At 63.8% G+C, this 24,819-nt stretch carries 22 protein-coding genes and 1 tRNA gene; 10 read left to right on the top strand and 13 right to left on the bottom strand.

Features of this window, described 5'->3' with window-relative positions:
* Position 1 precedes the first annotated feature (1 nt).
* On the bottom strand, positions 2 to 841 hold the full coding sequence (locus tag I6F21_RS08110; RefSeq protein ID WP_225139684.1) for a nucleotidyltransferase domain-containing protein: 840 nt from the start codon (positions 839 to 841) through the stop codon (positions 2 to 4).
* A 111-nt stretch (positions 842 to 952) separates the two neighbouring features.
* On the opposite strand from I6F21_RS08110, the gene I6F21_RS08105 reads away from it, so the two are divergent.
* Positions 953 to 1,552 carry a hypothetical protein gene (locus tag I6F21_RS08105; protein WP_225123788.1) on the top strand — a complete coding sequence of 200 codons (600 nt, stop codon included), beginning with the start codon at positions 953 to 955 and terminating at the stop codon, positions 1,550 to 1,552.
* Here the strand turns inward: I6F21_RS08105 and I6F21_RS08100 are convergent.
* From I6F21_RS08100 to I6F21_RS08065, 8 genes are all read right to left on the bottom strand, one after another.
* Positions 1,549 to 2,661 carry a Tat pathway signal protein gene (locus tag I6F21_RS08100; RefSeq protein ID WP_225183009.1) on the bottom strand — a complete coding sequence of 371 codons (1,113 nt, stop codon included), beginning with the start codon at positions 2,659 to 2,661 and terminating at the stop codon, positions 1,549 to 1,551. The genes I6F21_RS08105 and I6F21_RS08100 overlap by 4 nt on opposite strands.
* A gap of 65 nt (positions 2,662 to 2,726) precedes the next feature.
* Positions 2,727 to 3,974, bottom strand: coding sequence for a methyltransferase (locus tag I6F21_RS08095; protein WP_225139682.1), 1,248 nt, complete (start codon positions 3,972 to 3,974; stop codon positions 2,727 to 2,729).
* On the bottom strand, positions 3,967 to 4,701 hold the full coding sequence (locus I6F21_RS08090) for a TlyA family RNA methyltransferase (RefSeq protein WP_225139681.1): 735 nt from the start codon (positions 4,699 to 4,701) through the stop codon (positions 3,967 to 3,969). Before I6F21_RS08090 ends, I6F21_RS08095 begins: the two co-directional genes overlap by 8 nt.
* 27 nt (positions 4,702 to 4,728) lie before the next feature.
* Positions 4,729 to 5,283, bottom strand: a complete 555-nt coding sequence (locus I6F21_RS08085; RefSeq protein WP_225136514.1) for a nucleoside 2-deoxyribosyltransferase — start codon at positions 5,281 to 5,283, stop codon at positions 4,729 to 4,731.
* 185 nt (positions 5,284 to 5,468) lie between these two features.
* Positions 5,469 to 7,397 (bottom strand): 1-deoxy-D-xylulose-5-phosphate synthase, encoded by a 1,929-nt coding sequence (gene dxs, locus I6F21_RS08080; RefSeq protein ID WP_225112641.1) that lies wholly within the window; start codon positions 7,395 to 7,397, stop codon positions 5,469 to 5,471.
* Positions 7,398 to 8,024: 627 nt separating this feature from the next.
* Positions 8,025 to 8,276, bottom strand: a complete 252-nt coding sequence (locus I6F21_RS08075; RefSeq protein WP_008132970.1) for an exodeoxyribonuclease VII small subunit — start codon at positions 8,274 to 8,276, stop codon at positions 8,025 to 8,027.
* A gap of 73 nt (positions 8,277 to 8,349) precedes the next feature.
* Entirely contained in the window at positions 8,350 to 9,279 is a 930-nt protein-coding gene (locus I6F21_RS08070; protein WP_036004131.1) for a histone deacetylase family protein, read from the bottom strand.
* Positions 9,280 to 9,401: 122 nt separating this feature from the next.
* Complete coding sequence (locus tag I6F21_RS08065) at positions 9,402 to 11,063, bottom strand: bifunctional metallophosphatase/5'-nucleotidase (RefSeq protein ID WP_225139680.1); 1,662 nt, start codon at positions 11,061 to 11,063, stop codon at positions 9,402 to 9,404.
* A gap of 212 nt (positions 11,064 to 11,275) precedes the next feature.
* On the opposite strand from I6F21_RS08065, the gene I6F21_RS08060 reads away from it, so the two are divergent.
* A complete protein-coding gene (locus I6F21_RS08060; protein ID WP_225183008.1) occupies positions 11,276 to 12,508 on the top strand; it encodes an MFS transporter in 1,233 nt (410 codons plus the stop codon).
* A 107-nt stretch (positions 12,509 to 12,615) separates the two neighbouring features.
* Here the strand turns inward: I6F21_RS08060 and I6F21_RS08055 are convergent, their stop codons facing one another.
* A complete protein-coding gene (locus I6F21_RS08055) occupies positions 12,616 to 14,394 on the bottom strand; it encodes an acyl-CoA dehydrogenase (protein ID WP_225139678.1) in 1,779 nt (592 codons plus the stop codon).
* 243 nt (positions 14,395 to 14,637) lie between these two features.
* Here I6F21_RS08055 and I6F21_RS08050 point away from each other — a divergent pair.
* Positions 14,638 to 14,712: transfer RNA gene (locus I6F21_RS08050), tRNA-Gln, on the top strand.
* Positions 14,713 to 14,931: 219 nt separating this feature from the next.
* On the top strand, positions 14,932 to 15,273 hold the full coding sequence (locus I6F21_RS08045; protein WP_036004140.1) for a 5-carboxymethyl-2-hydroxymuconate Delta-isomerase: 342 nt from the start codon (positions 14,932 to 14,934) through the stop codon (positions 15,271 to 15,273).
* A gap of 28 nt (positions 15,274 to 15,301) precedes the next feature.
* On the opposite strand, the gene I6F21_RS08040 is transcribed toward I6F21_RS08045, so the two are convergent.
* Genes I6F21_RS08040 through I6F21_RS08030 form a run of 3 tightly spaced genes read right to left on the bottom strand, consistent with a single transcriptional unit; the run spans position 15,302 to position 17,715 of the window.
* The gene (locus I6F21_RS08040) at positions 15,302 to 16,096 is read right to left on the bottom strand and encodes an IclR family transcriptional regulator C-terminal domain-containing protein (protein ID WP_109144609.1); all 795 of its coding nucleotides are present in this window, start codon (positions 16,094 to 16,096) and stop codon (positions 15,302 to 15,304) included.
* Between the two features lie 60 nt (positions 16,097 to 16,156).
* Positions 16,157 to 17,395, bottom strand: a complete 1,239-nt coding sequence (locus I6F21_RS08035; RefSeq protein ID WP_225139677.1) for an FAD-dependent oxidoreductase — start codon at positions 17,393 to 17,395, stop codon at positions 16,157 to 16,159.
* Positions 17,392 to 17,715: a 2Fe-2S iron-sulfur cluster-binding protein gene (locus I6F21_RS08030; RefSeq protein WP_109144607.1), complete on the bottom strand. Its 324-nt coding sequence runs from the start codon at positions 17,713 to 17,715 to the stop codon at positions 17,392 to 17,394. Before I6F21_RS08030 ends, I6F21_RS08035 begins: the two co-directional genes overlap by 4 nt.
* 139 nt (positions 17,716 to 17,854) lie before the next feature.
* On the opposite strand from I6F21_RS08030, the gene I6F21_RS08025 reads away from it, so the two are divergent.
* The 6 genes from I6F21_RS08025 to I6F21_RS08000 all read left to right on the top strand — a co-directional run bounded on the left by I6F21_RS08025 (position 17,855) and on the right by I6F21_RS08000 (position 24,808).
* Positions 17,855 to 19,618 carry an amidohydrolase gene (locus I6F21_RS08025; RefSeq protein ID WP_225183007.1) on the top strand — a complete coding sequence of 588 codons (1,764 nt, stop codon included), beginning with the start codon at positions 17,855 to 17,857 and terminating at the stop codon, positions 19,616 to 19,618.
* Between the two features lie 56 nt (positions 19,619 to 19,674).
* On the top strand, positions 19,675 to 21,033 hold the full coding sequence (locus I6F21_RS08020; protein ID WP_036004148.1) for an aromatic ring-hydroxylating dioxygenase subunit alpha: 1,359 nt from the start codon (positions 19,675 to 19,677) through the stop codon (positions 21,031 to 21,033).
* A 33-nt stretch (positions 21,034 to 21,066) separates the two neighbouring features.
* On the top strand, positions 21,067 to 22,509 hold the full coding sequence (locus I6F21_RS08015; protein WP_225134209.1) for a glutamine synthetase family protein: 1,443 nt from the start codon (positions 21,067 to 21,069) through the stop codon (positions 22,507 to 22,509).
* 82 nt (positions 22,510 to 22,591) lie between these two features.
* Positions 22,592 to 23,716: an ABC transporter substrate-binding protein gene (locus tag I6F21_RS08010; protein WP_225139675.1), complete on the top strand. Its 1,125-nt coding sequence runs from the start codon at positions 22,592 to 22,594 to the stop codon at positions 23,714 to 23,716.
* A gap of 64 nt (positions 23,717 to 23,780) precedes the next feature.
* Entirely contained in the window at positions 23,781 to 23,939 is a 159-nt protein-coding gene (locus I6F21_RS08005) for a hypothetical protein (protein WP_225139674.1), read from the top strand.
* A complete protein-coding gene (locus I6F21_RS08000) occupies positions 23,939 to 24,808 on the top strand; it encodes a branched-chain amino acid ABC transporter permease (protein ID WP_036004151.1) in 870 nt (289 codons plus the stop codon). The genes I6F21_RS08005 and I6F21_RS08000 overlap by 1 nt, the downstream gene beginning before the upstream one ends.
* Positions 24,809 to 24,819: the final 11 nt, after the last annotated feature.

The following is a 24,819-nucleotide window of genomic DNA, read 5'->3' as shown; positions in this document are numbered from 1 at the left end:
TTTACGGCGCTGTTCCGCCGGGGTGAGCCAGCGCCTTCAATTCTCGGTCGACCTGCCGCAGCATTGCGCAGGCCTGTGCGAAGCCGCCGTCGGCGACGAATTGCCAGATCCGGTCGGACTGCTCCACCAGGTGCGGAATCGTCAGCGGCAAGCTGGCTGCCTCCTGCAGCGCCCCCTTCTCGTTGATCAGATAGCGCTCGTTCAGTGCGAACAGCACCTGCGCGACGCAGGCGAGCGATCTGTAGAGGCAGCCCGCGACATGGGTCCGCTCGTTGCGTGCGGCCGCGAGCTCGGCATTTTCGATACTGAACAGGACTTCCCATTGGAAGCGCCGGATCAGGGCGCTGCGCAGTGGCTCCGGATAGGGAAGCGCGATCGACTTGAGCCGGGCAATCAGGCCGGTCGGATCGTGCAGCGGCTGACAATATGCGATCTCGCCCATCCAGATCGCCGAGCAGAAGCCATGCGGATGGCCGGGCTGGTAGTCCATGGTGACCGCGCCGGCGCCGCAGGATTCCATGACGGCCTCGACCGCGTCGGCGTCGCGGTAGAGCAGGTCGACCTTGCGGCCTTCCACCGAAAGCCAGGCGCCACCGACGATCCTGGGCCCCCATTCTCCGACGGGCGTCACCGTCGTGGCGGCGGGATCGTCCGCGATCGTCTTCGCGGCGGCCAGCAACCGTCCGGTGTCCAGCGCTGACTTGAAATAGAGTCCGATATCGTAGTCCGAGGCCGCGTGCGCGCGGCCCCGCGCGCGAGAGCCGCCGAGCACAACAGCTTGAACGCCAGGTACATCGGCAACAACGGATGCTAGGCGGGTGAGCAGCGGATCGTCCGGCATCAGGTGCGGTTCCCCGAAAGACTTGCGGCCGCGAGGGCCGGCGCGGTCGCTCCGCTGGCATTGAGGATGGTCGAGGAGTATAGTTTTGCAGTGTTTCAGACGGTAGCCAGAATGTTCGACCTTGCACGCTCATGCGCTCTTGCAGCTCTCGCCGTGTTCTGCCTCGACGGAGCGCCGGTTCACGCGCAAGTGGCGCCGCTGCGATATTGGATTCCCGGCGGGCCTTTCGGCCTTGGCGGCGCTGCCGGCCTGAGCTCCGACAGCTATGGCAACTTTGCGGGCTTCAACGCCGGAGAGGCCGATTGGCGTACGAGCTCTGCGAACGGCTTCTTCATCGGTCGCGAACGCGGCAATCTCGGATTGAGCGGCTTCAACCAGGCGGGCTCGCTCGGCAATTTCAGCGCGCTTTCTTATGACAGCACGCAATTCGGCTATCAGATGAAGACCGGCGGCGGCATGCCCGTCACCTTTTTCGCCGGCTTCGACACGCTGAAATACGGCAACGGCATCGGCAGCTCGCTGGCGCCGCTCACCTCCACCGCCGCGCCCGGCTATGGCGGGTTTGCGGGTGTCGAATTCAAGCCGACCTCAAATCTCAGCCTGTCGTTCGGCGTCGGCTACACCCAGCAGGATTCGGGCCGCATGGACAGCGATATCAGATCGAACATGCTGCCCGGCGAATCGCCGGCGCTGAGCGGCCTGCGACGCTAAGATCGCATCACCAGCTCCGGTGGACGCCGCAGCGATTTCGGCAGGCTTGGGCCGGTGCCGAAGCGCATCACGATGTCGGGGCGTCGTTCGCCGAGGCCGAGCCGGGTCGCGAATTGCTGCCTCAGTGCTGCGACCTCGACCGGCTGGTTGACGAAGGAATATTTCAGTCCCAGTGCGGTCGCCTGCAAGCCGAAGCGCTGGCAGGCGCGGCCGACCGCGATCCAGTGCGAGGTGTCGCTGCGATCGGCAGCAAGCACGACGACACCGGCCGAGCTGTCGAGCTGCTCGCGGTATTTCTTGTTTTCTCCGCTTTCGGTGAAGAACAGCTTCAGAAGCGGCCGGGCTATCCAGGACGGCAGCGCAGGATTTCCCGATGCGGGCGCGAACAACCCGTCCATGGTCGCGACCGCCTCTGCCTCGTTGAAGCGGATCCAGTCGACGAGCTCGCGCATGAAGGCCTTGTCGCGCATCTGCGCCGAATTGCCTTCGAGCACATAGTCGGCGACCTCAGCCATCCCGGCACGCTCGGTGATCAGGATCGCAGCGACGCCGGGTTGCCGGCAGGCGTTCTCGAGCTGGCGCAGCATCTCGGGCGCGGCAGGCTTGCCGGCGAAGGCCGCGCGGGTGCATTGCCTGACGGGAATTGCATCGGCCAGGGCCGATGCGGCAGGAGCGGCCTCGTCGAGCGTGATCACGATGCGATCGCCGTCGACGACCGGATCGGCGCGCCAGCCCAGCGTGGCCGCGGCGAGGATGAGGTTTTCGGCGGCACAGCCGAGACTGACGAAGAGATGATGATCGTCGGGATCGACGGCCGGACAGCGCCGCGCGACGTCAGGCGCAATCGTGATGACATTGCCGCGGACGGCGAAGATCCACGGCTGGGTGTTGTGGCTGTTGGCCGCAAGCGTCGCAAACCGGACGAGCTCGCGATCCCTTAGGCCTGCTCGCAGCGGAGCCCGTGACGCGTTGATGGCCTCATCATAGGTCATCGCCGCCAGCGCGGCGGAAGGGCTGCCGATCGCTGCCGCAGAAAGCCCGAGCGCGGTCGTGATGAATTGTCGCCGGTTGGCCACCCCTGTCCGCTCCGCTTCGATTGCGCGGGGCATTCTTAGCGCCGGCCGAGGGCGGAGCGATTGACCAACATCAAGGCTGCCGGCGACGAGTTTGCAGCCTACCGCACGAACCGCGCCACCAGCTCGACATGCGGCGTGTGGCGGAACTGGTCGACCGGTACCACGGACTCCAGCCGATAGCCGCCGTCGATCAAGAGCCGTGCGTCGCGGGCAAACGTCGCGGCGTTGCAGGACACGGCAATCACGACCGGCACCTTGCTCGCCGCAAGCTTCAGCGCCTGCGCCTGCGCGCCCTGGCGCGGCGGGTCGAATACCACGGCGTCGAAGTCCCGCAGCTCCTGCGGCACCAGCGGGCGGCGGAACAGATCGCGGGGCTCGCACTTGATCGGCTTCAGGCCAGGTGTTCGCGCAGCTTTCGCCAGCGCCGCGATGGCGCCGGCGTCGCTGTCATAGGCTGCAACGCGCGCCTTCTCCGCGAGCCTGAGCGCAAACGGACCGACGCCGCAGAAGAGGTCGAGCACCTCCTTGGCCTTGCCGATGCGCTCTGCGACGAGTGCCGCAAGCGTCTCTTCGCCCGCCACCGTCGCCTGCAGGAACGAGCCCGGCGGCAGCGTCACCTCGGCGCGGCCCATCCTCACCGTCGGCGGCAGGCGTTGCAGCACCAGCTCGCCATGCCGGGTCAGCCGCGCCAGGCGGTGCTGCTCGGCGACGCGCGACAGCGCCGTGACCAGCGCCGTCGGCAGCGGGCCCGAGCCGCGCACGTCGACATCGAGCCCGTTGGCGGTCGCGGTGACCTGGATGTCCAATGGCTTGGTCACCGGCATCTTGGACGTCAGCGGCTCGGCGAGTGCCCAGGCGGCATCGAGTGCGCCCTCGAGCGCGGGATCGAGGATCGGACAACGATGGATCGGGATGACGTCGTGCGAGCTCGCAGCCGAAAAGCCGACCTTGAGGATGTCGTGCGTGCCGAACCGGCCGTGCAGCGTGATGCGTCGACGCCCGGCGCCGTGGGCGTCGACCAGCGGCGCCACCTCGCAATCGATGCCGGCCTGCGCCAGCGTTTCGATCACCATGTTGCGCTTCCAGGCCCGATACGGCTCGTTCGCCCAATGCTGGATCGCGCAGCCGCCACACACGCCGAAATGCGGACAGAATGCTTCGACGCGTTCCGGGCTTGCGACCTCCACCGCCAGCAGCTTGCGGCGGTCGGGATGATGGCCCACGACGTGATCGACCTCGACGGTCTCGCCGCCGAGCGTATAGGGCACATAGATTGCTTCGCCGGCGTCGAGGCAGACGCCGTCGCCGCGATGGCCGACATGATCGATCGTGATGCGCTCAACCACGGCGCGCGCCCAGGAAGAATTCGATGTTGCCGTCGCCGCCCGTGATCGGCGAGGGGAATATGTCGATCTCGGTGCAGCCGAGCGAAGCCGCGAAGGCTGCGATGTCGTCGCAGATCTCCCGGTGCACGGCGGCATCGCGGATGATGCCCTTCTTGTTGTGCTTCCTGTCAGCCTCGAATTGCGGCTTGATCAGCGCCAGCAGGCTCATCGGTGCGGCTGCCAGCGACAGAGCTACCGGCAGCACTGATTTCAGCGAGATGAAGCTGACGTCGATGACGACGACATCGGGCCGCGCCGGCAGGCGCTTGCCCTCATAGCTGCGGATGTCGGTCTCCTCCATCGACACGATCTTGGGATGATCGCGCAGCGAGGGATGCAGCTGGCTTGTGCCGACATCGATGGCGAACACCAGGCTCGCGCCGTTCGCCAGCAGCACCTCGCTGAAGCCGCCGGTTGAGGCGCCGACGTCGAGGCAGACATGGTCCTCGATCTCGATCGGGTACCGCTCCAGAGCCCCGGCGAGCTTGACGCCGCCGCGGGAGACGTAAGGGTGCGCCGGCTCGGCCTGGATCACCGCGTCCTCGGCAATCGTCTCCGACGGCTTTGCGATTTGCTTGTCGTCGGCCGTGACGAGGCCGGCCTCGATCGCCGCGCGGGCCCGCGCCCGGCTCTCGAACAGGCCGCGCTCGACCAGCAATACATCCGCGCGCTTGCGGGCAGGGGGCATCGGATCTCCGACGGACGACTAAAAAGCTTATGTAGCGATCAATCGCGCGGCCGCCATCCGGACGCAAGTCTCGAACGCGGTGAGATCGTGCCAGACGTCGGTCGGCATAGTGGCCGGCGTCACCAGCGGGCAGCCGTGCAGCTCCAGCGCATGGATCATCATGAGGTTGTCGACGAGGCCGAAATCTTCGACCGTCAGCCCTTGGGCATCGACCAGCCGCCCGTTCTCGGAGGTGACCTCCATGAAGCGACTGAGGCGGTCGGCATAGGCGGCGCCATCGTTGGAATAAGCCAGGCAGAATTTGCGGCGGCCGGCCATGTAGCCGAGCTCGTAGACGGTGCCGGGATCGGCGCCGGCGCCGCGGAACGGCGTGAGGTTGGCGATGATGGCATCGGCCGCGTCCATCATCGCCTCGTTGCCGCAGAAAATCTGCCGCGAAGCGTCGCGCGCGGTGAGGTCGATCGCGTTGTCGAGGGGGTAGAGCCCGGTAAGCCCGTGCGCGGCGCAGATTTCGACCTTGCGCCGGCCGATCTCGACGGCATCCGGCAGGAACACGTCGGGGCCTGCCAGATAGATTTTCATGGAGTGAAGCCGAAGAATTTTGAATCGAGGTGCATGCCACGGTGCGAGCTATGCTCCCTCCCCCGCCTGCGGGGGAGGGTTGGGGAGAGGGTGTCTCCGCAAGTGAGAACCCCCAAGAGGCGAAAGCCCTCACCCGGATCGCTTCGCGAACCGACCTCTCCCGCAAGCGGGAGAGGTGAACCAGCTCAAGCCAGCTTGACCGTCTCGGTCTTCACATCCTTGCCGAGCGCCTCGAACACCTTGGCGACGATGCCCTTGGCGTCGAGGCCGGCGCGGGCGTACATGGCGGCCGGGGTGTCGTGATCCTGGAACACGTCGGGCAGCACCATCGAGCGGAACTTGACCATGCCGCTGTCGAGCACGCCCTGGTCGGTCAGGAACTGCGCGACATGCGAGCCGAAACCGCCGATCGAGCCTTCCTCGATCGTGATCAGGATCTCGTGGTCGCGCGCGAGCTTGAGCACCAGCTCGGTGTCGAGCGGCTTCATGAAGCGCGCATCGGCGATCGTGGTCGACAGGCCGTGGGCGGCGAGCTCGTCGGCCGCCTTCTCGCATTCGGCGAGGCGGGTGCCGAAGGAGAGCAGGGCGATCTTGCTGCCCTGGCGGATCATGCGACCCTTGCCGATCTCGAGCGGAATGCCGACCTCGGGCATCTCGATGCCGCGGCCTTCGCCGCGCGGATAGCGCAGCGAGCTCGGACGGTCGTCGATCGCAACCTGGGTCGCCACCATGTGCACCAGCTCGGCTTCATCCGCCGCCGCCATGATCACCATGTTGGGCAGGCAGCCGAGATAGGCGTTGTCGAACGAGCCGGCATGGGTCGCACCGTCGGCGCCGACGAGGCCGGCGCGATCGATGGCGAAGCGGACGGGCAGGCTCTGGATCGCGACGTCGTGGACGATCTGGTCGTAGCCGCGCTGCAGGAAGGTCGAGTAGATCGCGCAGAACGGCTTGTAGCCTTCGGTCGCAAGGCCCGCGGCAAAGGTCACCGCGTGCTGCTCGGCGATGCCGACGTCGAAGGTGCGGTCGGGGAAGGCCTTGTTGAAGATGTCGACGCCGGTGCCCGAGGGCATCGCCGCGGTGATGGCGACGATCTTGTCGTCCTTCTGGGCTTCCTTGACGAGGCTCTGGCCGAACACGTTCTGATAAGCCGGCGCGTTCGGCTTGGCCTTGGCCTGCGTGCCGGTCGCGACGTCGAACTTGACGACGGCGTGATACTTGTCGGCGGAGGCTTCCGCCGGGCCGTAGCCCTTGCCCTTCTGCGTCACGACGTGGACCAGGATCGGACCGGTCTCCATGTCGCGGACGTTCTTCAGCACGGGCAGGAGATGGTCGAGGTTGTGGCCGTCGATCGGGCCGACATAGTAGAAGCCGAGCTCCTCGAACAGCGTGCCGCCGTCCATCATGAAGCCGCGGGAATATTCCTCGACGCGATTGGCGCGGTTGGCGAGGATCTTGGGCAGGCGCTTGTTGATCTGCTTGGCCGCATCGCGCAGCGTGCGATAGGTCTTGCCGGAATAGAGGCGCGACAGATAAGCGCTCATGGCGCCGACCGGCGGCGCGATCGACATGTCGTTGTCGTTGAGAATGACGATCAGGCGCGAGTTCATCGCCCCCGCATTGTTCATGGCCTCATAGGCCATGCCGGCCGACATCGCGCCGTCACCGATCACGGCGATAACGTTGTTCTTGCCGCCGGAGAGGTCGCGCGCCACGGCCATGCCGAGGCCGGCGGAGATCGAGGTCGAGGAATGCGCCGCGCCGAACGGATCGTAGTCGCTCTCGCTGCGCTTGGTGAAGCCGGACAGGCCGCCGCCGGTGCGCAGCGTGCGGATGCGGTCGCGCCGGCCGGTGAGGATCTTGTGCGGATAGGCCTGGTGGCCGACGTCCCAGATCAGCCGGTCGCGCGGCGTATCGAAGACGTAATGGATCGCGGTGGTGAGTTCGACCACGCCGAGGCCCGCGCCGAAGTGACCGCCGGTCACCGAGACGGCATCGATGGTCTCCTGCCGCAGCTCGTCGGCAACCTGGCGAACCTGCTCGACCTTGAGCTTGCGCAGATCTTCCGGCGTCCGGATGGTGTCGAGAAGCGGCGTCTTACTGTATGCGTTCACGGCGATTTCCAATTTGTCAGCACCGGAAGGTCATTCCGGTGCGCGATGGGTTTGCACAATATCGGCGCAGCGCGAGTCCTATAACCGTCGGAGCCACCTGCACGGGGCAAGGCCCCGCCTTCAAGCTTAGGTAAGCTTAAGTGTGCTCCGGTTCAGTCTCTGTGATCCCTGTCACTTAGATCGGCTTCGTCCGTCCCAAGCCAATTTCATTAGCAGTTTGAAGCGCTTGTCGTCGGTAATCGGTGCCCACGCAAGGCTTACAAAAAGCCACACTCCGCGCAGCTTTACACCAAAGCTTAGGCCAAAGCCAACCCGCTGGGCCGATTAGGGGTATGCAGGTGCAACTCGCGGACCAGAAGTGGTTAACCTCGGTGCGGGGTAAGGGGTTCCGGCCTTGCTCGGTTCTTGGCAGGCTTTTTGGCCCGAGTATGGGCTTTTCTAGCTCTCAACGACCCGATTCGAAGGCAGGGGCGTATCCACCGCCAGGGAATCGCATGCCGGCCGGGAGCTGCGCACTGCGATAAGGACGCAGCGGCCACGCTTACCGCGAACACATTCTACGCGGACCTGCGTCGCGGTCTTGCGCCGCCCTGCGGGGGCAAAAGACTGAGCGGGAGAGCACTCTTATTACTGGACGTCGAGCGGGGCCGTGCCGGTGGCCTGGCCGCTGGCATCGGTGGTGATCTTGTCGACGCGCGCCTCGGCCTGGCGCAACAATTCCTCGCAGCGCCGCTTCAGGGCCTCGCCGCGCTCGTAGATCGTCACGGATTCCTCGAGCGGCACCTTGCCGTCCTCGAGCCGCTTCACGATCGTTTCGAGTTCCTCGATCGCGCGCTCGAAGGTGAGCCTGGAGACGTCGACTTGAGTGTTTTCGGCCATATCCGTTTCCGATTGCCCGATTCGCTTCACCTTTGAGAAAGCAGAGTTTTACGGGCGTAATGTGGCGGGTGGGTCAAGCGCCCATCAGGGCGCCGACATGCGCCGTAACAGATTCTTTCAGTCCCTGCAGGTCATAGCCGCCCTCGAGCACCGAAACAACGCGGCCGCCGGCGGTCTTGTCGGCGAGGTCCATCAGCTTGCGCGTCACCCAGGCATAGTCCTCCGCGCGCAGGTTGAGCGAAGCCAGGGGATCGCGATAATGCGCGTCGAAGCCGGCCGAGATGATCAAGAGCTCCGGGCTGAATTTCTCGAGCTGCGGCAGGATCAGATTCTCGAACGCGACGCGGAATTCCGGGCCGCCGTCCTCGGAGGCGAGCGGCGCATTGACGATGGTGTCGTGATCGCCGCGCTCGCTTTTGGCGCCGGTGCCCGGAAACAGCGGCATCTGGTGCGTCGAGCAGTACATCACGGTCGGGTCCGACCAGAAGATGTCCTGCGTGCCGTTGCCGTGATGCACGTCGAAGTCGACGATGGCCGCGCGCTTGATGCCGTATTTGCGCTGGGCGTGGCGCGCGGCGATCGCGACGTTGTCGAAGAAGCAGAAGCCCATCGGCTTGCCGATCTCGGCGTGATGTCCGGGCGGGCGGACCGCGACGAAGGCGTTGCGATGCTCGCCGGCCATCACCGCTTCGGTCGCCGCAACCGCGCCGCCGACGCCGCGCATCACCGCCTCCCACGTGCCGGGGGACATCGAGGTGTCGCCGTCGATGTAGACCTGACCGCTGGTGGGCGCGATGTGGCGCAGCTCGGTGACGTAATGCTCGTTGTGGCAGAGCGTGACGAGATCGAGATCGCCCTCAGGCGCCTCCTCGCGGGCCAGGAACTGGAAGCGCTCATGCGACAACGCTTCCTCCACCGCGCGCAGGCGATCCGGCCTCTCAGGGTGTCCCGGCGGCGTGACATGGTCGAGGCAGGCCTTGTGGGAAAGGAGAAGCGTGCTCATCAGGTCGGCCTCACGGAAAACGGGCTTTTGCCGTCGTTGGCGCATCCGGCGCCAAAACGCAATGCAAAATCCAATCTAAGCGCTTGGCCGGGAATGGCAAAGGGCTGCCCGCTTGATCCGGATCAATTCACCCGCAGGATGCGCCTGGGCGGCAGCGGACCGACCGGCCCGTGCGCCCGGAAGAACGCGAACAGCGCGTCCGCATCGTAACCGCCGTATTGTGGCGCGGTGCCCTGCTTGGCGACGGTAAACCCGTCTCCGCCGACGGCGAGGTAATCGTTGAGCGTGACGCGGTAGCCGCTTCCTGGCTCGATCGGCCTGCCGTTGAGTGTCATCTTCTCCAGGCTGACGCGCTCGCCGAACGGTTTTGAAGCATCCCAGGTATAGCTGAAGCCGTTCGACACCTGGAGAATCCGCGGCCGCTTCGGGTCCAGCCATTGCTGCTCGAGCAAGTCCTTGAGCTGGCTGCCCGTCAGGGTCATGGTGACGAGGCGGTTGCGGAACGGCTGGCTGGCGAAGACGTCGCCGAACGTGATCGCGCCGTTCTCCTTTGGAACGATGTCGGTGCGGATGCCGCCGGGATTGGTGAGCGCGATGACAGCGCTGCCATCCTTCGCATCGCGCGTTGCGAGCAATTGCGCGTCGGCGATGATATCGCCGAGCGCGCTTTCGCCGGCCTCGTTCGGCACGCGCGACAATGTCTGCGTCACCGAGCCGGCGGGCCGGTTGGCGATCGGCGCGGAGAGCTTGTCGTAGGCGTCGATCAACGCGGTCTGCTCGGGATCCCTGGCCAGCGAAGCATTGGCGACGATGACGTTCTCGGCCTTGGCGGCGACGATATCGCGAGTCACAGGATCGAGCTTGAGGTCGATCGCGGTGACGAGTGTGCCGTATTTGTCGCCGCTAGTGACGAGCCGCCCGTCGATATTGCAGATGTAGGCGCGGTGGGTGTGGCCGCTGACGACGACGTCGACGGCACGGTCGAATCTCCTGACGATGTCGACGATCGGCCCGGTGATGGCAGGGCATTCATTGTAGTCGCCGGCGGGCTCGCCGCCCTGGTGGATCAGCACCACGATCGCTTCGACGCCGCGCGCCTTCAGCTGCGGCACCAGCGCGTTCACCGTCTCGGCCTCGTCGCGGAATTCGAGCCCGGCGATGCCCGCTGGCGAGACGATGCCGGCGGTCTCCTTCAACGTCAGGCCGATGAAGCCGACGGGGATGCCGTCGAACTCCCTGATCTCGTAGGGCGGCAGCACGCTCTTGCCGGTCGCGGTCTCGACGGTGGAGGCCGCGAGATAACGGAATTTGGCGCCCGTGAAGGGATGCGGCCCCTGGCAGCCGTCGACGGGATGACAGCCGCCGTTCTGCATGCGCAGAAGCTCGGTGTTGCCCTCGTCGAATTCGTGATTGCCGACCGAGCTGATCGCAAGGCCCATCATCGAGAGCGCCTCGATCGAGGGCTCGTCGTGAAACATCGCCGACAGAAACGGGCTCGCGCCGATCAGGTCGCCTGCGGCGACGAAGATGGCGTTCTTGTGTCCTTCGCGCAGCTGCTTCAGCAGCGTCGCCATGTACTCGGCGCCGCCGGCCGCCACCGTCACCTTCTTGGACTTGTCCTCGGGGTCGTTGATGCGGATGCCGCCCGGCGGCGGCCGCAGATGGCCATGGAAATCGTTGATCGCGAGAATGCGCAGCTCGACGGGGGCTGCGCTCTGGGCCGCAGCGGGGAGGGTGCCGGTGAGAGCGAGGACGAAGCAAGCCAGGCGGAGAAGATGTCGCATGGAGTTAGACTATTCGTTCGGCGCGAAGATTTCACGAAGGTTGTTGTCGTCATTTTTGGGGCACGCGCAGCCCATCATCGCACGAGCCATGCCGCTCGATGAATGCCAGGTCCGCTACGTGCCGCAACAATTAGCTACAATGTTTCATTTGAAAAACCGCTGGTTGTGGGGCACGATCCGGCCCCGTTCCCTTCAGACAGACCGTCAGATTCATGATTGCCGCCCCCCGGATCGACGAATCCTCACCGTATTATCGCGGCTGGCGGGTCGTGCTGGCGTGCTTCCTGATGGCCTTCTTCATGTTCGGCTTCGGCCTCTACGGCCAAGGCGTCTATCTCGCCGAGTTGCAGCGCGCTCACGGCTGGCCGGGCACGCTGATCTCCGCGGCCAGCACCTTCTCGTTTCTCCTGACCTCCGTGCTCGTCATCTTCACCGATGACCTGCTCGAGCGCATCGGGCTGCGCGCGCTGATCCTGTGCGGCCTGTCGGCGCTCGGCGCTTCGACTGTGCTGCTGGCGCTGGTGCAGACGCCCTGGCAGCTCTATCTCGCCTATGCGCTGATGTCGGTTGGCTGGACCGGCATGGGCACGGTGGTGATCGCGACCGTGCTGAATTCCTGGTTCGAGCAGCGGCGCGGCCTCGCGCTCAGCCTTGCCTTCAACGGCGCGACTTGCGGCGGCATCATTCTCGTTCCGCTGTTGCTATCGCTGACCGGCAGCATCGGCTTCCGGTCTGCGATGCTGACGGCGACCCTCGCGATGATGGTGCTGGTGCTGCCGGCGGTCGTGACCTTCATCGGATGGCCCGCAGGGATGTCGCCTGCAGCCGGCGGACGTTCCTCCGGCTCCTCAGCGCCGGTTCGCTCGCGCAAGGCGGTGCTCGCCAACGCGGCGTTCTGGACCATGGTGCTGCCGATCGCGCTCGCGCTGCTGGCGCAGATGGGTTTCATCGTCCACCAGGTGACGTTTCTCGAGCCGCTGATCGGCCGCTCCGCCGCAGGGCTTGCCGTCACGATCATGGCGGCGATGGCGATCGTCGGGCGCCTCTCGCTCGGCCTGTTCGTCGACCGGCTCGATGCCCGGCTCGCCTGTGCGGTTTCGATGACGAGCCAGGCGGCTGCGCTGTTCGTGGCTCTGCAAAGCACGAGCCCGACCGTGCTGCTGGCCTGCTGCGCCGTCTACGGCTTCTCGATGGGGAACATGATCACGTTCCCGCCCTTGATCATCCAGCGCGAGATCGGTGCTTCGGCCTTCGCGACCGCGGTGGGCTTGGGCACCTCGATCAGCGGCATCGTCAGCGCCTTCGGCCCCGGTGTCGTCGGTCTCGTGCGGAGCGTTACGGGCAATTACACGACGGCGTTTGCGATCTGCGTGGTGCTCGATCTCGCCGCGGCGGGCGTGGTGCTGTGGCGGCCGGGGAGAAGGGCTCAGGTCGCAGCTTTGTAGCCCGGATGGAGCGCAGCGCAATCCGGGACCGCTGTATCCGCGGTGAGACTTTCCCGGATTTCGCTACGCTCCATCCGGGCTACGATGTCGCGTTTGCGGCGCTCACCTTACCCCAGCAGCGCCGCATCCGCCGCTGCGACCGATTCCGCGCTCTCGGTCACGGTGCGCTCGAGCGCGCCCGCCTGCACCGCGATGTTCTCGGCGAAGAAGCGCGCCAGCGCGACGTAGCGTGGCGCGTCGCCAAGGCCTTCGGCCTTGGCGGCGAGCGCCTCGGAGGCGAGCAGGCAGCCGCCGAGCGTGGAGCCGAATTGCTGCAGATAGGGCGTCGCCCCCGCAAGCGCGTCGTTCGGCGCGGAGGCAACGCGCTCCAGCAGCCATTTGCTGGTGCGCGTGAGCGCCTCCAGCGCCTCGCGCAGCTTGGTGCCGGTGGTGCCGAAGGCGGGATCGTTGGAGGCCTCCACCTGCTTGACGGTCGCCGAGAGCTCGTCGAGCAGCGCCCACACCGACGCGCCGCCATTGGCAGCTAACTTGCGCGTGACGAGATCGATCGCCTGGATGCCGTTGGTGCCCTCGTAGATCGCGGTGATGCGGGCATCGCGGTAGTGCTGGGCCGCGCCGGTCTCCTCGATGAAGCCCATGCCGCCATGCACCTGCACGCCGAGATAGGCGACCTCGTTGCCGATATCGGTGGAATAGGCCTTGGCCATCGGCGTCAGCAACGCCGCGCGTGCGGCGGCTTCAGCGCGCACCGTCGGATCCTTGGCGCGGGTCGAGACGTCGATCGCGACAGCCGTCGCATAGCAGATGGTGCGGGCGGCCGCGGTCTGGGCCCGCATCCGCATCAGCATGCGCTTGACGTCGGGATGCACGAAGATCGCATCCGAGCCGTCGCCTTTCTTGCCTACCGCGCGGCCTTGGCGGCGCTCCTGCGCATACGACAGGGCCTGCTGGTAGGCCCGGTCGGCAACGCCGACGCCCTCCAGGCCGACGCCGAGGCGGGCCTGGTTCATCATCGTGAACATGCAGCGCATGCCCTGGTTCTCTTCGCCGATCAGATAGCCGATGGCGCCGCCATGATCGCCCATGGTCATGGTGCACGTCGGCGAGGCATGCATGCCGAGCTTGTGCTCGACGCCGCTCGCATAGATGTCGTTGCGCGGCCCCAGCGAGCCGTCCGCGTTGACCATGAACTTCGGCACCAGGAACAGCGAGATCCCCTTGGTGCCGGCGGGTGCATCGGGCAGACGCGCGAGCACGAAATGCACGATGTTGTCGGTCATGTCGTGCTCGCCATACGTGATGAAGATCTTCGTCCCCTTGATGCGATAGGTGCCGTCCGCCTGCTTTTCGGCGCGGGTGCGCAGCGCGCCGACGTCGGAGCCGGCCTGCGGCTCGGTCAGCTGCATCGTCCCGGTCCATTCGCCGGAGACGAGCTTTTTGAGATAGATCTGCTTCAGCTCGTCGCTGCCGTGGGCGTCCAGCGCCTCGATCGCCGACGCCGTCAGCAGCGGGCAAAGGCCGAAGGCGACGTTGGCCGCGCTCCAGATCTCGGTGCAGGCGGCGTTGATGGCGAGCGGCAGGCCCTGGCCGCCGAAATCTTCCGGGCCGGACACCGCATTCCAGCCGCCCTCGGTCCAGCGCTTGTAGGCGTCAGGCCAGCCCGGCGCGGTCGTGACCTTGGCGCCCTCGAGCTTGATGCCGTGCTCGTCGCCGACCTTGTTGAGCGGCGCCAGCACGTCGGATGCGAACTTGCCGGCTTCCTCCAGCACGGCCGCGGCAATGTCGGCGTCGAAATCGCCGTAATGGCCGGCCTCCAGGGCGGCCTTGAGGCCCGCGCCATGGTTGAGCGACAGCAGCATGTCAGAAATCGGCGCGCGGTAGGTCATGGCTCACTCCCCGAGAACAAATATTGGCGCCGTATTCCCATGAAACGGGAGCGGTCTCAACTGCCGGGACGCCGGATGGGCTGGCCGGAACGGGCAGGGCCGTCGGAGCCCAGAATAGAGTGTCGGCCGCCGGGCCCTTTTTGCCCCTCCAGGCGGTTGAAATGCCGCGCCGCTCCCTATAGACCGGCTGCGACCGACGGGAATCTGCGGGTGCCGGTTCTGCCCGTTCCGTTCGTCGTCTGTTGGGGCGTAGCCAAGCGGTAAGGCAGCGGATTTTGATTCCGCCATTCGGAGGTTCGATCCCTCCCGCCCCAGCCAGATCTTCCGCCCAGCCTGAAATCACCCACGGACCCGGCCCGGCTGGGGAGCTGCTGCACAGCTCTGCGCTGCACAGGGCGTTTCTCGGCAAAGTTCCGCCGACCGGGCCTTCCCCATGCGAACCATGACCCGCCGCGACAAAGATGGCGACGTTGAGGGGCGAACGGTCTACGACGGTGAGGTCATCTCATGAGCGCCACCTAAAACGAGAACAACGTCATGCCGCACTTGGTGATCGAATATTCGGAAGGGGCGCTCGCTCGCGACGACGTAACAGGCTTGATGGAAGCGCTCTTTGAAGCCGCTTGGCGAACGGGTATCATGAAGGCGGAGGACGTCAAGGTGCGCGCGTGCGTCTACAACGATTTCCTGGTTGCCGGGAAGCGTGACAGCTTCGTGCATCTGTCTGTCTATTTGCTCGAAGGTCGATCGCCCGACCAGAAGGTCGAGCTGAGTACGAGCCTTCGACGGACGATGACAGAGCGATGCCCGGATGTGGCCAGCATAAGCGTGGATGTCCGTGACATGGACCCGGTCGCCTACAAGAAACGGCTAAAATGACGGGTGCTCGCCAAAAGACGGCAGCTTCTCAGACGAGCAGGGGCTGCGCGGCGAGGGACATCTCCTTGAGGAGAGGCAGGAAGCGATCGATCATCTCACCGGTCGTGATGCGATCGACATGAGCGCCGATATTTGCGGCCGCGATGACGGCGCCATCGTAGCGGCGAATTGGCACCGATATCGACCGAAAGCCCTCTTCGGCTTCCTGATCGACAAGGCTATACCCTTTGGTGCGGTCGGCAATGATCGTCGCAATCACTGCCGATTTGTCGACCAGCGTCGACTGGGTCAGAGCCGCCAGCTTCATGCCGTCGACCGTTCTCGTCAGCTCGTCGTTTGCCAATCTGCCCAGCAGAACGCGTCCCACCGACGTGCAGAAAGCCGGCAGCCGATATCCTATGTCCAGTCCGGTCGAAAATACCCGCGCCGGACTCGAGCGGGCGATGAAAACGACCTCTTCGCCATCCAGGACCGCAAGGGAGCAGACCTCCCTGGCCTTGCCGGCGACCTCGTCCATCAACGGCTGCATCACGGTGCTGATTTGGTTCGACGCCAAATAGGCCGAAGCCAAAAGCAGCACTCTGGGCGTTAGCGAAAACAACCGCTCGTTGCCCGCGACGAATCCGGATTTTACGAGGGTCATCAGAATCCGGCGCACCGTCGCCCGCGGAAGATTCGCGCTCTTGGAGAGGTCGCTGAGGGTCATTGGACGGCGATCGATACCGAACGACTGTATCACGCGAAGACCCCGATCCAGGGTCTCGATGAACTCGCTGCCCTCCCGCGCCTTTTCCTCTTCTTCCGTACGCTTCAGCCTCGGCATTCTATTGGGCGGTCCCTCTCAGTGGCCTCTCGAAAGCGAGAACCATCACAAATCCGCGCGCTAGGCGCCAGCCTTGTCTCCGGCTGTCACCAGGGATTTGAGGTCAAAGGAAGAGTCTGCGGCTTGCTCCGGTGCAGGGGAGATTCCCGCCGCAATCAGGCGTCGGGCTGCCATTTGCTCGCCTGGCCGGTTGACGCTGTCCACCGCGACCAATCGGCCCTGGCGATAGTAGAAGACCGAGAATCTTCCGTCGTCGACCGAACCTCGGACCGCCTGCCGATCATATCGTCCGGCCAGCCCGACGATCTGCAGCTTGACGTCATATTGGTCGGACCAGAACCTCGGCACATTCTCATAGGGCGCTCGAGCGCCGGCGATCGCCAGTCCAGCGGCCTTCGCTTGATCCTGGGCGTTTTGCACCGATTCCAATCTCACCCAGCTTTCGCAAAAGCGGTTGAAGTGGTTGGCGCAGTCACCGGCCGCGAAAATGTCCGATGTTTCGCATTGTCCGTGCGCGTCAACGACAATTCCATTCGTGCATCTAAGCCCCGCCGAGCGCGCGATCTCGTCATTGGCGACACCACCAATCCCCACCAGCACCAGGTCGGCGTGGACAACGGCACCGTTGCCCAGCACGACAGCGGAAACTTTTCGATCGTTTCCTTTGAAGGAAGCAACCGTTTCGTCGAGCATCACGTCGACGCCAGCCCGCAAATGCGTATCAAGAAGAAAGGTCGACAAGACCGGCGAGACGGCACGTTCAAGCAGGCGGCTGCTCGCTTCCACGACGGTGACCTTCTTGCCCAGCTTTGCCGCGGAGGCCGCAACTTCCAGCCCTATGAAGCCGCCGCCGACGATGACAATCTCCGCAGCATTGGCCAGACCTGCCTTCAGGTCGATCGCATCGGTCACCGAACGCAGATAGAAAATTCCATCGAAGTCCGCGCCCTCAACCGCGATGCGCCGCGCGCGCGAGCCTGTGGCGAAGAGGAGTTTTTCAAACTTCAAAGCGTTGCCGCCGGCCAGAGTGACCTGTCGCGCGTGCAAATCGAGCAGCGTGGCGCGCTGCCCAAGAACGAGATTGATCTGCTTGCCTTCGAAGAAAGTCTCGTCGCGCAAGATCAGATTTTGCTCGCTGATGCGCCCGAGAAGGAAGTCTTTGGATAGCGGCGGCCTCTGATAGGGCAGCCACTCTTCGTCGCACACAATGGTGATGGGCTGAGAATAGCCGGCGTCACGAGCCGTGAGAGCGGCTTGAACCCCGGCATATGATGCGCCGATGATGACCAGCCCTGTCATGATTGCCTCGCCGGCACATGGACCACCAGCTCGTCGAGAGGGGCGGGCACCTTCAACTGGCAACTCAGCCGACTGTTCGGCTTTCGCTCTCCCGAGACGGCGGACAGCAACTCGAGCTCTTCTTCGCTCGGCTGAGGGAGAGAGCTTGCTTGTTCTTCATCGACGTAGACGTGACAGGTCGCGCAATCGAGGCAGCCGCCGCATTCGCCGTCGATGCCGTGAATACCGTTGCGGACGGCCGCGAGCATCACGCTCACGTCGGGTCCGACCTCGATGGATTTTCCGCTGCCGTCCTGCTGGACAAATCTCACTCGCGGCATCCGACCTCCGTTTCCTAAGTTTGTTCGATCTGAGAACATAAGTTCGTTAAACGGTTACAGCAGTTCTGGCGGACCCTCAATCCCGACCTGTTGGCCGCCGCTGCGGTTCCATTAGGCAAGTTATGCGGAAATATTTTGCTTGCTTGCGCGTCACATTGGAGTCATTCTGAACGATATCGGACTAATGTTCGACTACCGAACGACAGGGCAGGATGCAATGAAGCTGACGACAGCGATCGTGGGAGTGGTGCTGACATCAGGCGCGGCGTTTGCCCAGCAGCAGGAGGCCAATGCTCCCTCGCTTGCCTTGATCAACGGCAAGATTCTCACCATGGACGGTCAGTCAAAGGTTGCGGAAGCGCTTGCCGTTCGCGACGGAAGAATCTTGGCCGTAGGAGACGCGGCGACGATCAAGGCGTTGGCCGGAAATCGCACCCGCACGATCGACTTGCAGGGCAAGACTGTCGTTCCCGGGCTGATCGACACGCACGCGCATTTCAAGGCTGCCGGTCTGTCCGACTACGTCGTCAACATGAGCGGCGCCAAGACTGTTGCGGATGCCCTCGCAAGCATCAAGCAGTTCGTGGCGAAGAAAAAGCCCGGCGAGTGGATCATCGGAAGCGCCTGGCATCCCCCGTCACAGCTCGCGGAAAAGCGTTACCTGACACGCCAGGAAATCGACGGCGTCGCGCCGAACAATCCGGTCTATCTCCGGACCGTTGGCCACTTCTCGATGGCCAATTCGATGGCGCTCGAGAAGGCTGGCGTAACCAAGGCCACGCCAAACCCAAGCGGCGGATCGTTTGAGCGCGACAGTGCCGGTGACCTGACCGGCGTTCTGGTCGAGACGGCGATCGATCAGGTCGAAAAGACCGTTCCGGAGTGGACGGCGGACGACGAGTTTCGCCAATTCAAGCTCGCGGAAGGTGTGCTGAACTCGTTCGGGATCACCAGCGCCGTAGAAGGGGCCACCTCGCCCAGGGACATCGCGGCCCTGCAGCGCGTGGCGCAGGCCGGTGAAGCAACGCTACGGGTCGGTCTCATGTGGCGCCCGGAACCCCCCGCCGAGAACGCGGCCTGGGAGGCCATCATGCGAGGCAACGGCGCCTCCTCCGGCTTTGGCGATGACTGGCTGAAGTTCGCCGGAATCAAGATCCTTTACGACGGCGGCATGACGCTCAAGACGGCGCTCATGCGCGAGGCCTATCCAGACTCGCATGATGGCTACCACGGCATTGCCCAGCAATCGCCGCAACGCCTCAAGGATCTGGTGTCCATTTGCAATCGCCACAATTGGCGCGTGGGTGTCCATGCCGTCGGCGACAAGGGCATCGACCACGTCCTTGATGCATTCGAAGCGGCCGACAAGGAGAAATCGATCAAGGATCGGCGTTTCGTCCTGATCCATGGAAGCTTGATAGTGCCCGAGCAAATGGAGCGCGCGAAACGCCTCGGTGTCAGAGTCGACCTCCAGAACGTTTTCATGTGGGACAAGGCGGCCACCGTCGAGCGCTTCCTGGGTGCGGCGGTCGCCAATCGGGCCGTGCCCACGAAAACTCTCATCGAGAAGGTGGGGCTGAACAGCCTCGGCGCAGGCACCGACTTCCCGGTGAACACGATCAATCCCTTCATCAACATCTACGTCATGGTAACCCGCAAGGATCTCGCCGGACGCGTTTATGGAGCGAACGAAGCCGTCAGCCGCGAGCAGGCGCTGCGCCTCTACACCAGCGCGGCATCGCACTATATGTTCGAAGAGAACGAGAAGGGGACGATCGAGGCCGGAAAACTCGCGGACCTGACCGTGTTGTCGGCGGACCTCATGACGGTCCCCGAGGAGCAGATCAAAGACATCAAAGCCGACCTGACGATCGTCGGCGGCAAGATCGTGTTTCAGCGTTAGTCCGCGTCCCGATAGCATGAGGACGCATCTCGAAGCCGAGAGAGGAGATCCAAGTCATGATGAGCCAAGAGCAGAACGACCTCATTACCCGCATCGGACCGAAGGCGCCTGCGGGAAAGCTGATGCGGATGTATTGGCAGCCTGCTGCGCTCGTCGACGAACTCGCGGAGGGGCGCCCCATCAAGGCCGTCAAGCTTCTCGGCGAGAACTTCGTTCTGTTCAAGGACGAAACGGGGCGCTATGGCCTGCTCGATCGCGACTGCCCGCATCGGGGCGCCGACCTTGCCTTCGGCCGGCTCGAGAACGGTGGCCTGCGCTGCGCCTTCCACGGGTGGCTGTTCGACGTCACGGGACAGTGTCTCGAGACGCCCGCCGAGCCTGCAAACTCCTCGCTCTGCAAAAATATCAAGCAGCGGTCCTACCCCGTCGTGGAGAAGGGTGGAATCCTGTGGGCGTATTTGGGTGAAGGCGAGCCGCCCGCGTTTCCGGAGATCGACTGCTTCGCGGCGCCGGACGAATACACCTTCGCCTTCAAGGGCCTGATCGAATGCAATTGGCTGCAAGCGCTGGAAGTCGGCATCGACCCGGCTCACGCATCGTTCCTTCACCGGTTCTTCGAGGATGAGGATACATCGGCGGCCTATGGCAAGCAGTTTCGCGGTGCGTCGGCCGACTCGGAGATGCCCATGACGAAGGTCCTGCGCGAGTACGACCGGCCGATCATCAACGTCGAGCACACCGAATACGGCCTGCGGCTCATCGCCTTGCGAGAAATCGACGAGCAGCGCACCCACGTTCGCGTCACCAACCAGCTATTCCCGCATGCGTTCGTCATTCCGATGAGCACGGAGATGACGATTACCCAGTGGCATGTGCCCGTCGACGACGTGAATTGCTATTGGTATGCGATTTTCACCAGCTACGCCGCGCCCGTCGACAAGGCGAAAATGCGCGCGCAGCGCCTCGAGCTTTACGAGTTGCCGGAATACCGCTCGCGGAAGAACAAGTCGAACGATTACGGCTTCGACCCGCACGAGCAGGCGACCGAGACTTACACCGGCATGGGCGCGGACATCAACGTCCACGACCAGTGGGCCGTCGAGTCGATGGGCGCTATTCAGGACCGGACGCGTGAGCATCTCGGGCAATCCGACAAGGCGATCATTCAGTACCGCCGGCTGCTTCGCCAGGAGATCGAGAAGGTGGCCTCCGGGGGCAAGCCGCTGTTGTTCCTCGACGCTGCCAGCGCGCGCAGCATCCAGGGGCCGGCCACAATGGACGGCATCGGTCCGACGAAGGGCTGGGAAACCTACTGGATGGAAGTGGACGTCAAGCGTCGTCGGGGCGCTCCCTGGGCCGCGCCGGTGCCCGCCGAGCTCGCCAAGAAGGTGCCTCACCTGACCGCCGCCGAATAAGCCAGGCCGCCCAGCTCAGCAAAGGAGATGTCGTTGAGTTTCGTCGAAAAGCACGGTCTCTGGTCGGCCGAACAGAAGGAGGCTGCCATCCGCATGCGGCGGATGGCGGAGGAGCAGGAGTTGCATACGATCCGGCTCTCCTTTCCGGACCAGCACGGCATCTTGCGCGGCAAGGCGCTGGTCGCTTCCGAGGCGCTCTCGTCGATCGAGAGCGGCTGCTCGATAACGACGACATTGCTCGCGAAAGATACCTCTCACCGCACGGTGTTTCCCGTCTTCACCGCCGGCGGCGGGTTCGGGATGCACGAGATGCAGGGGGGAGGCGACATCTTGATGGTCGCCGATCCCACCACCTTCAAGCTTCTCCCCTGGGCACCAAAAACCGGGTGGGTGCTTTGCGACCTCTACTTCTCCGACGGACGACCCGTGCCCTTCGCCTCCAGGGGCCTGTACCAATCCGTGCTGGGGCAGCTCAAGGACCGGGGCTATGATTTCAAAGCGGGCCTCGAGGTCGAATGCCACATCTTCAGAGTCGAGAATCCCCGACTGGCGCCTTGGGACGCCGGCAGTCCCGGCCAACCGGGTGAGCCTCCGGAGGTCAGCCTGCTTTCGCAGGGCTATCAGTACCTGACGGAGCAACGTTACGACCAGATGGAGCCTGCGCTCGAGCTGATCAGGCAAAACATCGTGGCGCTGGGCTTGCCGCTTCGGTCGATCGAGTTGGAATACGGGCCGAGCCAGTGCGAGTTCGTGTTCCAGCCCACCGTCGGCATTGAGCCGGCGGACACCATGGTGCTGTTTCGTACGGCAGTGAAGCAGATCTGCAACCGCCACGGCTATCACGCGACCTTCATGTGCCGGCCGCGGATACCGAACGTGATGTCATCGGGGTGGCACCTTCACCAATCGCTGGTCTCCCGAACAGACGGCGTCAACGCGTTCATGACCAGCGAACCGGCCGGCCTGTCGAACCTTGGCAAGCACTATATGGCCGGGCTGCTGGAGCATGCCAGGGCATCCGCGGTCTTCTCGACGCCGACGATCAATGGCTACAAGCGCTACCGTTCCTATTCGCTGGCTCCGGATCGGGCGATCTGGGGACGCGACAACAGGGGCGTCATGATCCGCGTGCTGGGCGGTCCCGACGATAAAGCCACCCGGCTCGAGAACAGGATCGGCGAGCCGGCTGCAAACCCCTATCTTTACATGGCGTCGCAGATTCTGGCCGGCCTCAACGGCATTGATCGCCAGCTCGATCCCGGTCCGTCGGCGGACACTCCCTACGAGACCAAGGCGAACCTCCTGCCGACCTCCTTGCGCGAGGCGGTGTTCGCGTTGCGCGATGACCCCTTCTTCCGCGAGGCTCTGGGAGAGAAATTCGTCGACTACTACGTTTTCATCAAGAACGCGGAAATCGAGCGCTTCCAATCGACGGTCACCGAGTGGGAGCAGCGAGAATATTTCGAAATGTTCTGAAACGGCATCACCGAAGCGGGAGAAAAGAGATATGAGCTTGAGGTTTGGACTTGTTGGGGCCGTCGCGATTGCCACTGCCTGGATGTCGCCGGCGCAGTGCGACACCATCAAGGTGGGTATCATCGGCACCATGTCCGGTCCGTATGCCTTGTTCGGCCAGAACTTCAAGTACGGCATTGACGCCTGGGTGGCCAAGCATGGATCGAAAGTGGGCGATCATCAGATCGAGTTTGTCTATCGCGACGAAGAATCGCCGAACCCCGCCAAGTCGAAATCATTGGCTCAGGAGTTGATCGTCAAGGAGAAGGTTCAGTACATCGCGGGACTGTACTTCACTCCGGACGCCCTGGCCGTCGCTCCGCTTCTCGAGGAAGCGAAGGTGCCTATGATCGTCATGAACGCCGCGACGTCCGCGATCGTGGAGAAGAGCCCCTACATCGTGCGGACGTCCTTTACGATGTGGCAGAACACGGTCCCCGCGGCAAAGGTGGCGAAGGCCAGAGCGGCCAAGAAGGTGGCGATCGCCGTCAGCGATTACGGCCCCGGCATCGATGCCGAAGCAGCCTTCAAAAAGACGTTCGAGGCAGATGGAGGCACCATCGTCCAATCGATCAGGATGCCGCTCAATACCACCGATTTCGGCCCGATCATGCAAAGGATCAAGGATTCCGGCGCTGACATGATCTTCACGTTCTTGCCGGCCGGTCCGCCGACCCTGGGGTTCGTCAAGGCCTATATCGACAACGGGCTGAAAGCGTCTGGCGTGAAGTTGTTGTCCACGGGTGATGTCGTGACCGAGCCCGATCTTCCGACTATCGGTGACAGCGGCGTAGGCATCCTGTCGACCTACCACTACGCGGTCTCGCACGACTCTCCAGAGAACAAAACCTTCCTGGCCGATCTGATCAAGGCCGGCGCCAAGCCTGACGACATCACCATGGCGTCGGTCGCGGCCTATGACGGTGCTCGGCTCATCTACAAGATGGTTGAGGCCACGAACGGTCAAAAGGATCCGGACAAAGCCCTTGCGGCCGTGAAGGGCATGAAATGGGTCAGTCCGCGCGGCCCCGTGTCGATCGACCCGGATACCCGGCATATTCGTCAGAACGTTTATCTGCGCGAAGTCGTGAAGCAGGACGGCAAGCTCCTCAACAAGGAACTGCAAACGTTCGATGCGCAGCCGGACTGGGGCCTGGCGAAGAACTAGGGCGGATCGCTCGCGATGTAAATCTCGCGAGCAATCTCTTCATCGTGTCGGATAAGGGCCCGGAATGAGTGGTCGGTCGCAGTCTATTCGCTTCGTCAACGGTCGCATCTATGGCGATGCCAGCGACCGGATGATACCCGGCTTGACGGACGCGCACATCCACCTGTTCGGGCTGGCTGCCGAGCGGCTCCAGATCCGAAAAGCCGCGGAAGCATTCAACTAATGGCGTGGACGGGTCTCAGCATCGGGCTAGATGCCCTCTCGTACGGCATGGTGCTTTTCATCATCTCCATCGGCCTATCCATCATGATGGGCCTGATGAGGGTAGTGAACCTCGCTCATGGCGCATTTGCGATGATCGGGGGATATCTCGCGTCTTTTGCGCTCAAGAACGCGGGAGTTGGATATCCACTCGCGATTGTCCTGGCGGTCCTCGGCACCATCGCGATCGCCTTTCCGCTCGAGTTTCTTCTCTACCGCCGGATTTATCGCAAGTCCGATGAGCTGACCCAGATATTGCTCACGATCGGCATCGCGTTCGTCATCATTGGCGTTGCCAACTACATTCTTGGCCCGACGACCAAATCCATTCCGCTGCCTCCGCTGCTGAGCGGTCCCGTCGATCTCGGCTTCCGAATGATCCCGGCTCATCGGATTTTCGTGACGATTTGCGGAGTGTGCACCGCGGGCTTGCTCTGGCTACTGATCGACCGCACCGAGTTCGGGATCCGGCTGCGTGCCGCGGTCGACAACGGTGACATGGCCGAGTCGCTCGGAATCAAAACGCAGATCCTTTTTTCCGCGACCTTCGCGCTTGCGGTCGGCCTGGCGGCGTTCGGGGGCGTGGTGGGCGCCGAACTGCTGCCCGTCGAACCTTTTTACGCGCTCAGATATATGGTGACGTTCCTTGTCGTTGTCTCGGTCGGCGGGGCAGGATCGATCCCGGGCGCCGTGGCGGCATCGATACTGCTTGGCCTTGCGGACACGACCGGCAAGTACCTTGCGCCCGAATATGGTGAGTTCTTCTTCTATCTTGCGGTCATCCTGGTCGTGTTTCTGTTCCCGAACGGCCTTTTGGGCAGGAGGCACTGACGTGACCGATC

Origin of the sequence: Bradyrhizobium sp. NBAIM03 (assembly GCF_020194055.1) — a bacterium.
Classification (GTDB): domain Bacteria; phylum Pseudomonadota; class Alphaproteobacteria; order Rhizobiales; family Xanthobacteraceae; genus Bradyrhizobium; species Bradyrhizobium yuanmingense.
Note: the sequence above shows the minus strand (reverse complement) of the source record. Positions and strands in the feature narration are given on the sequence as shown.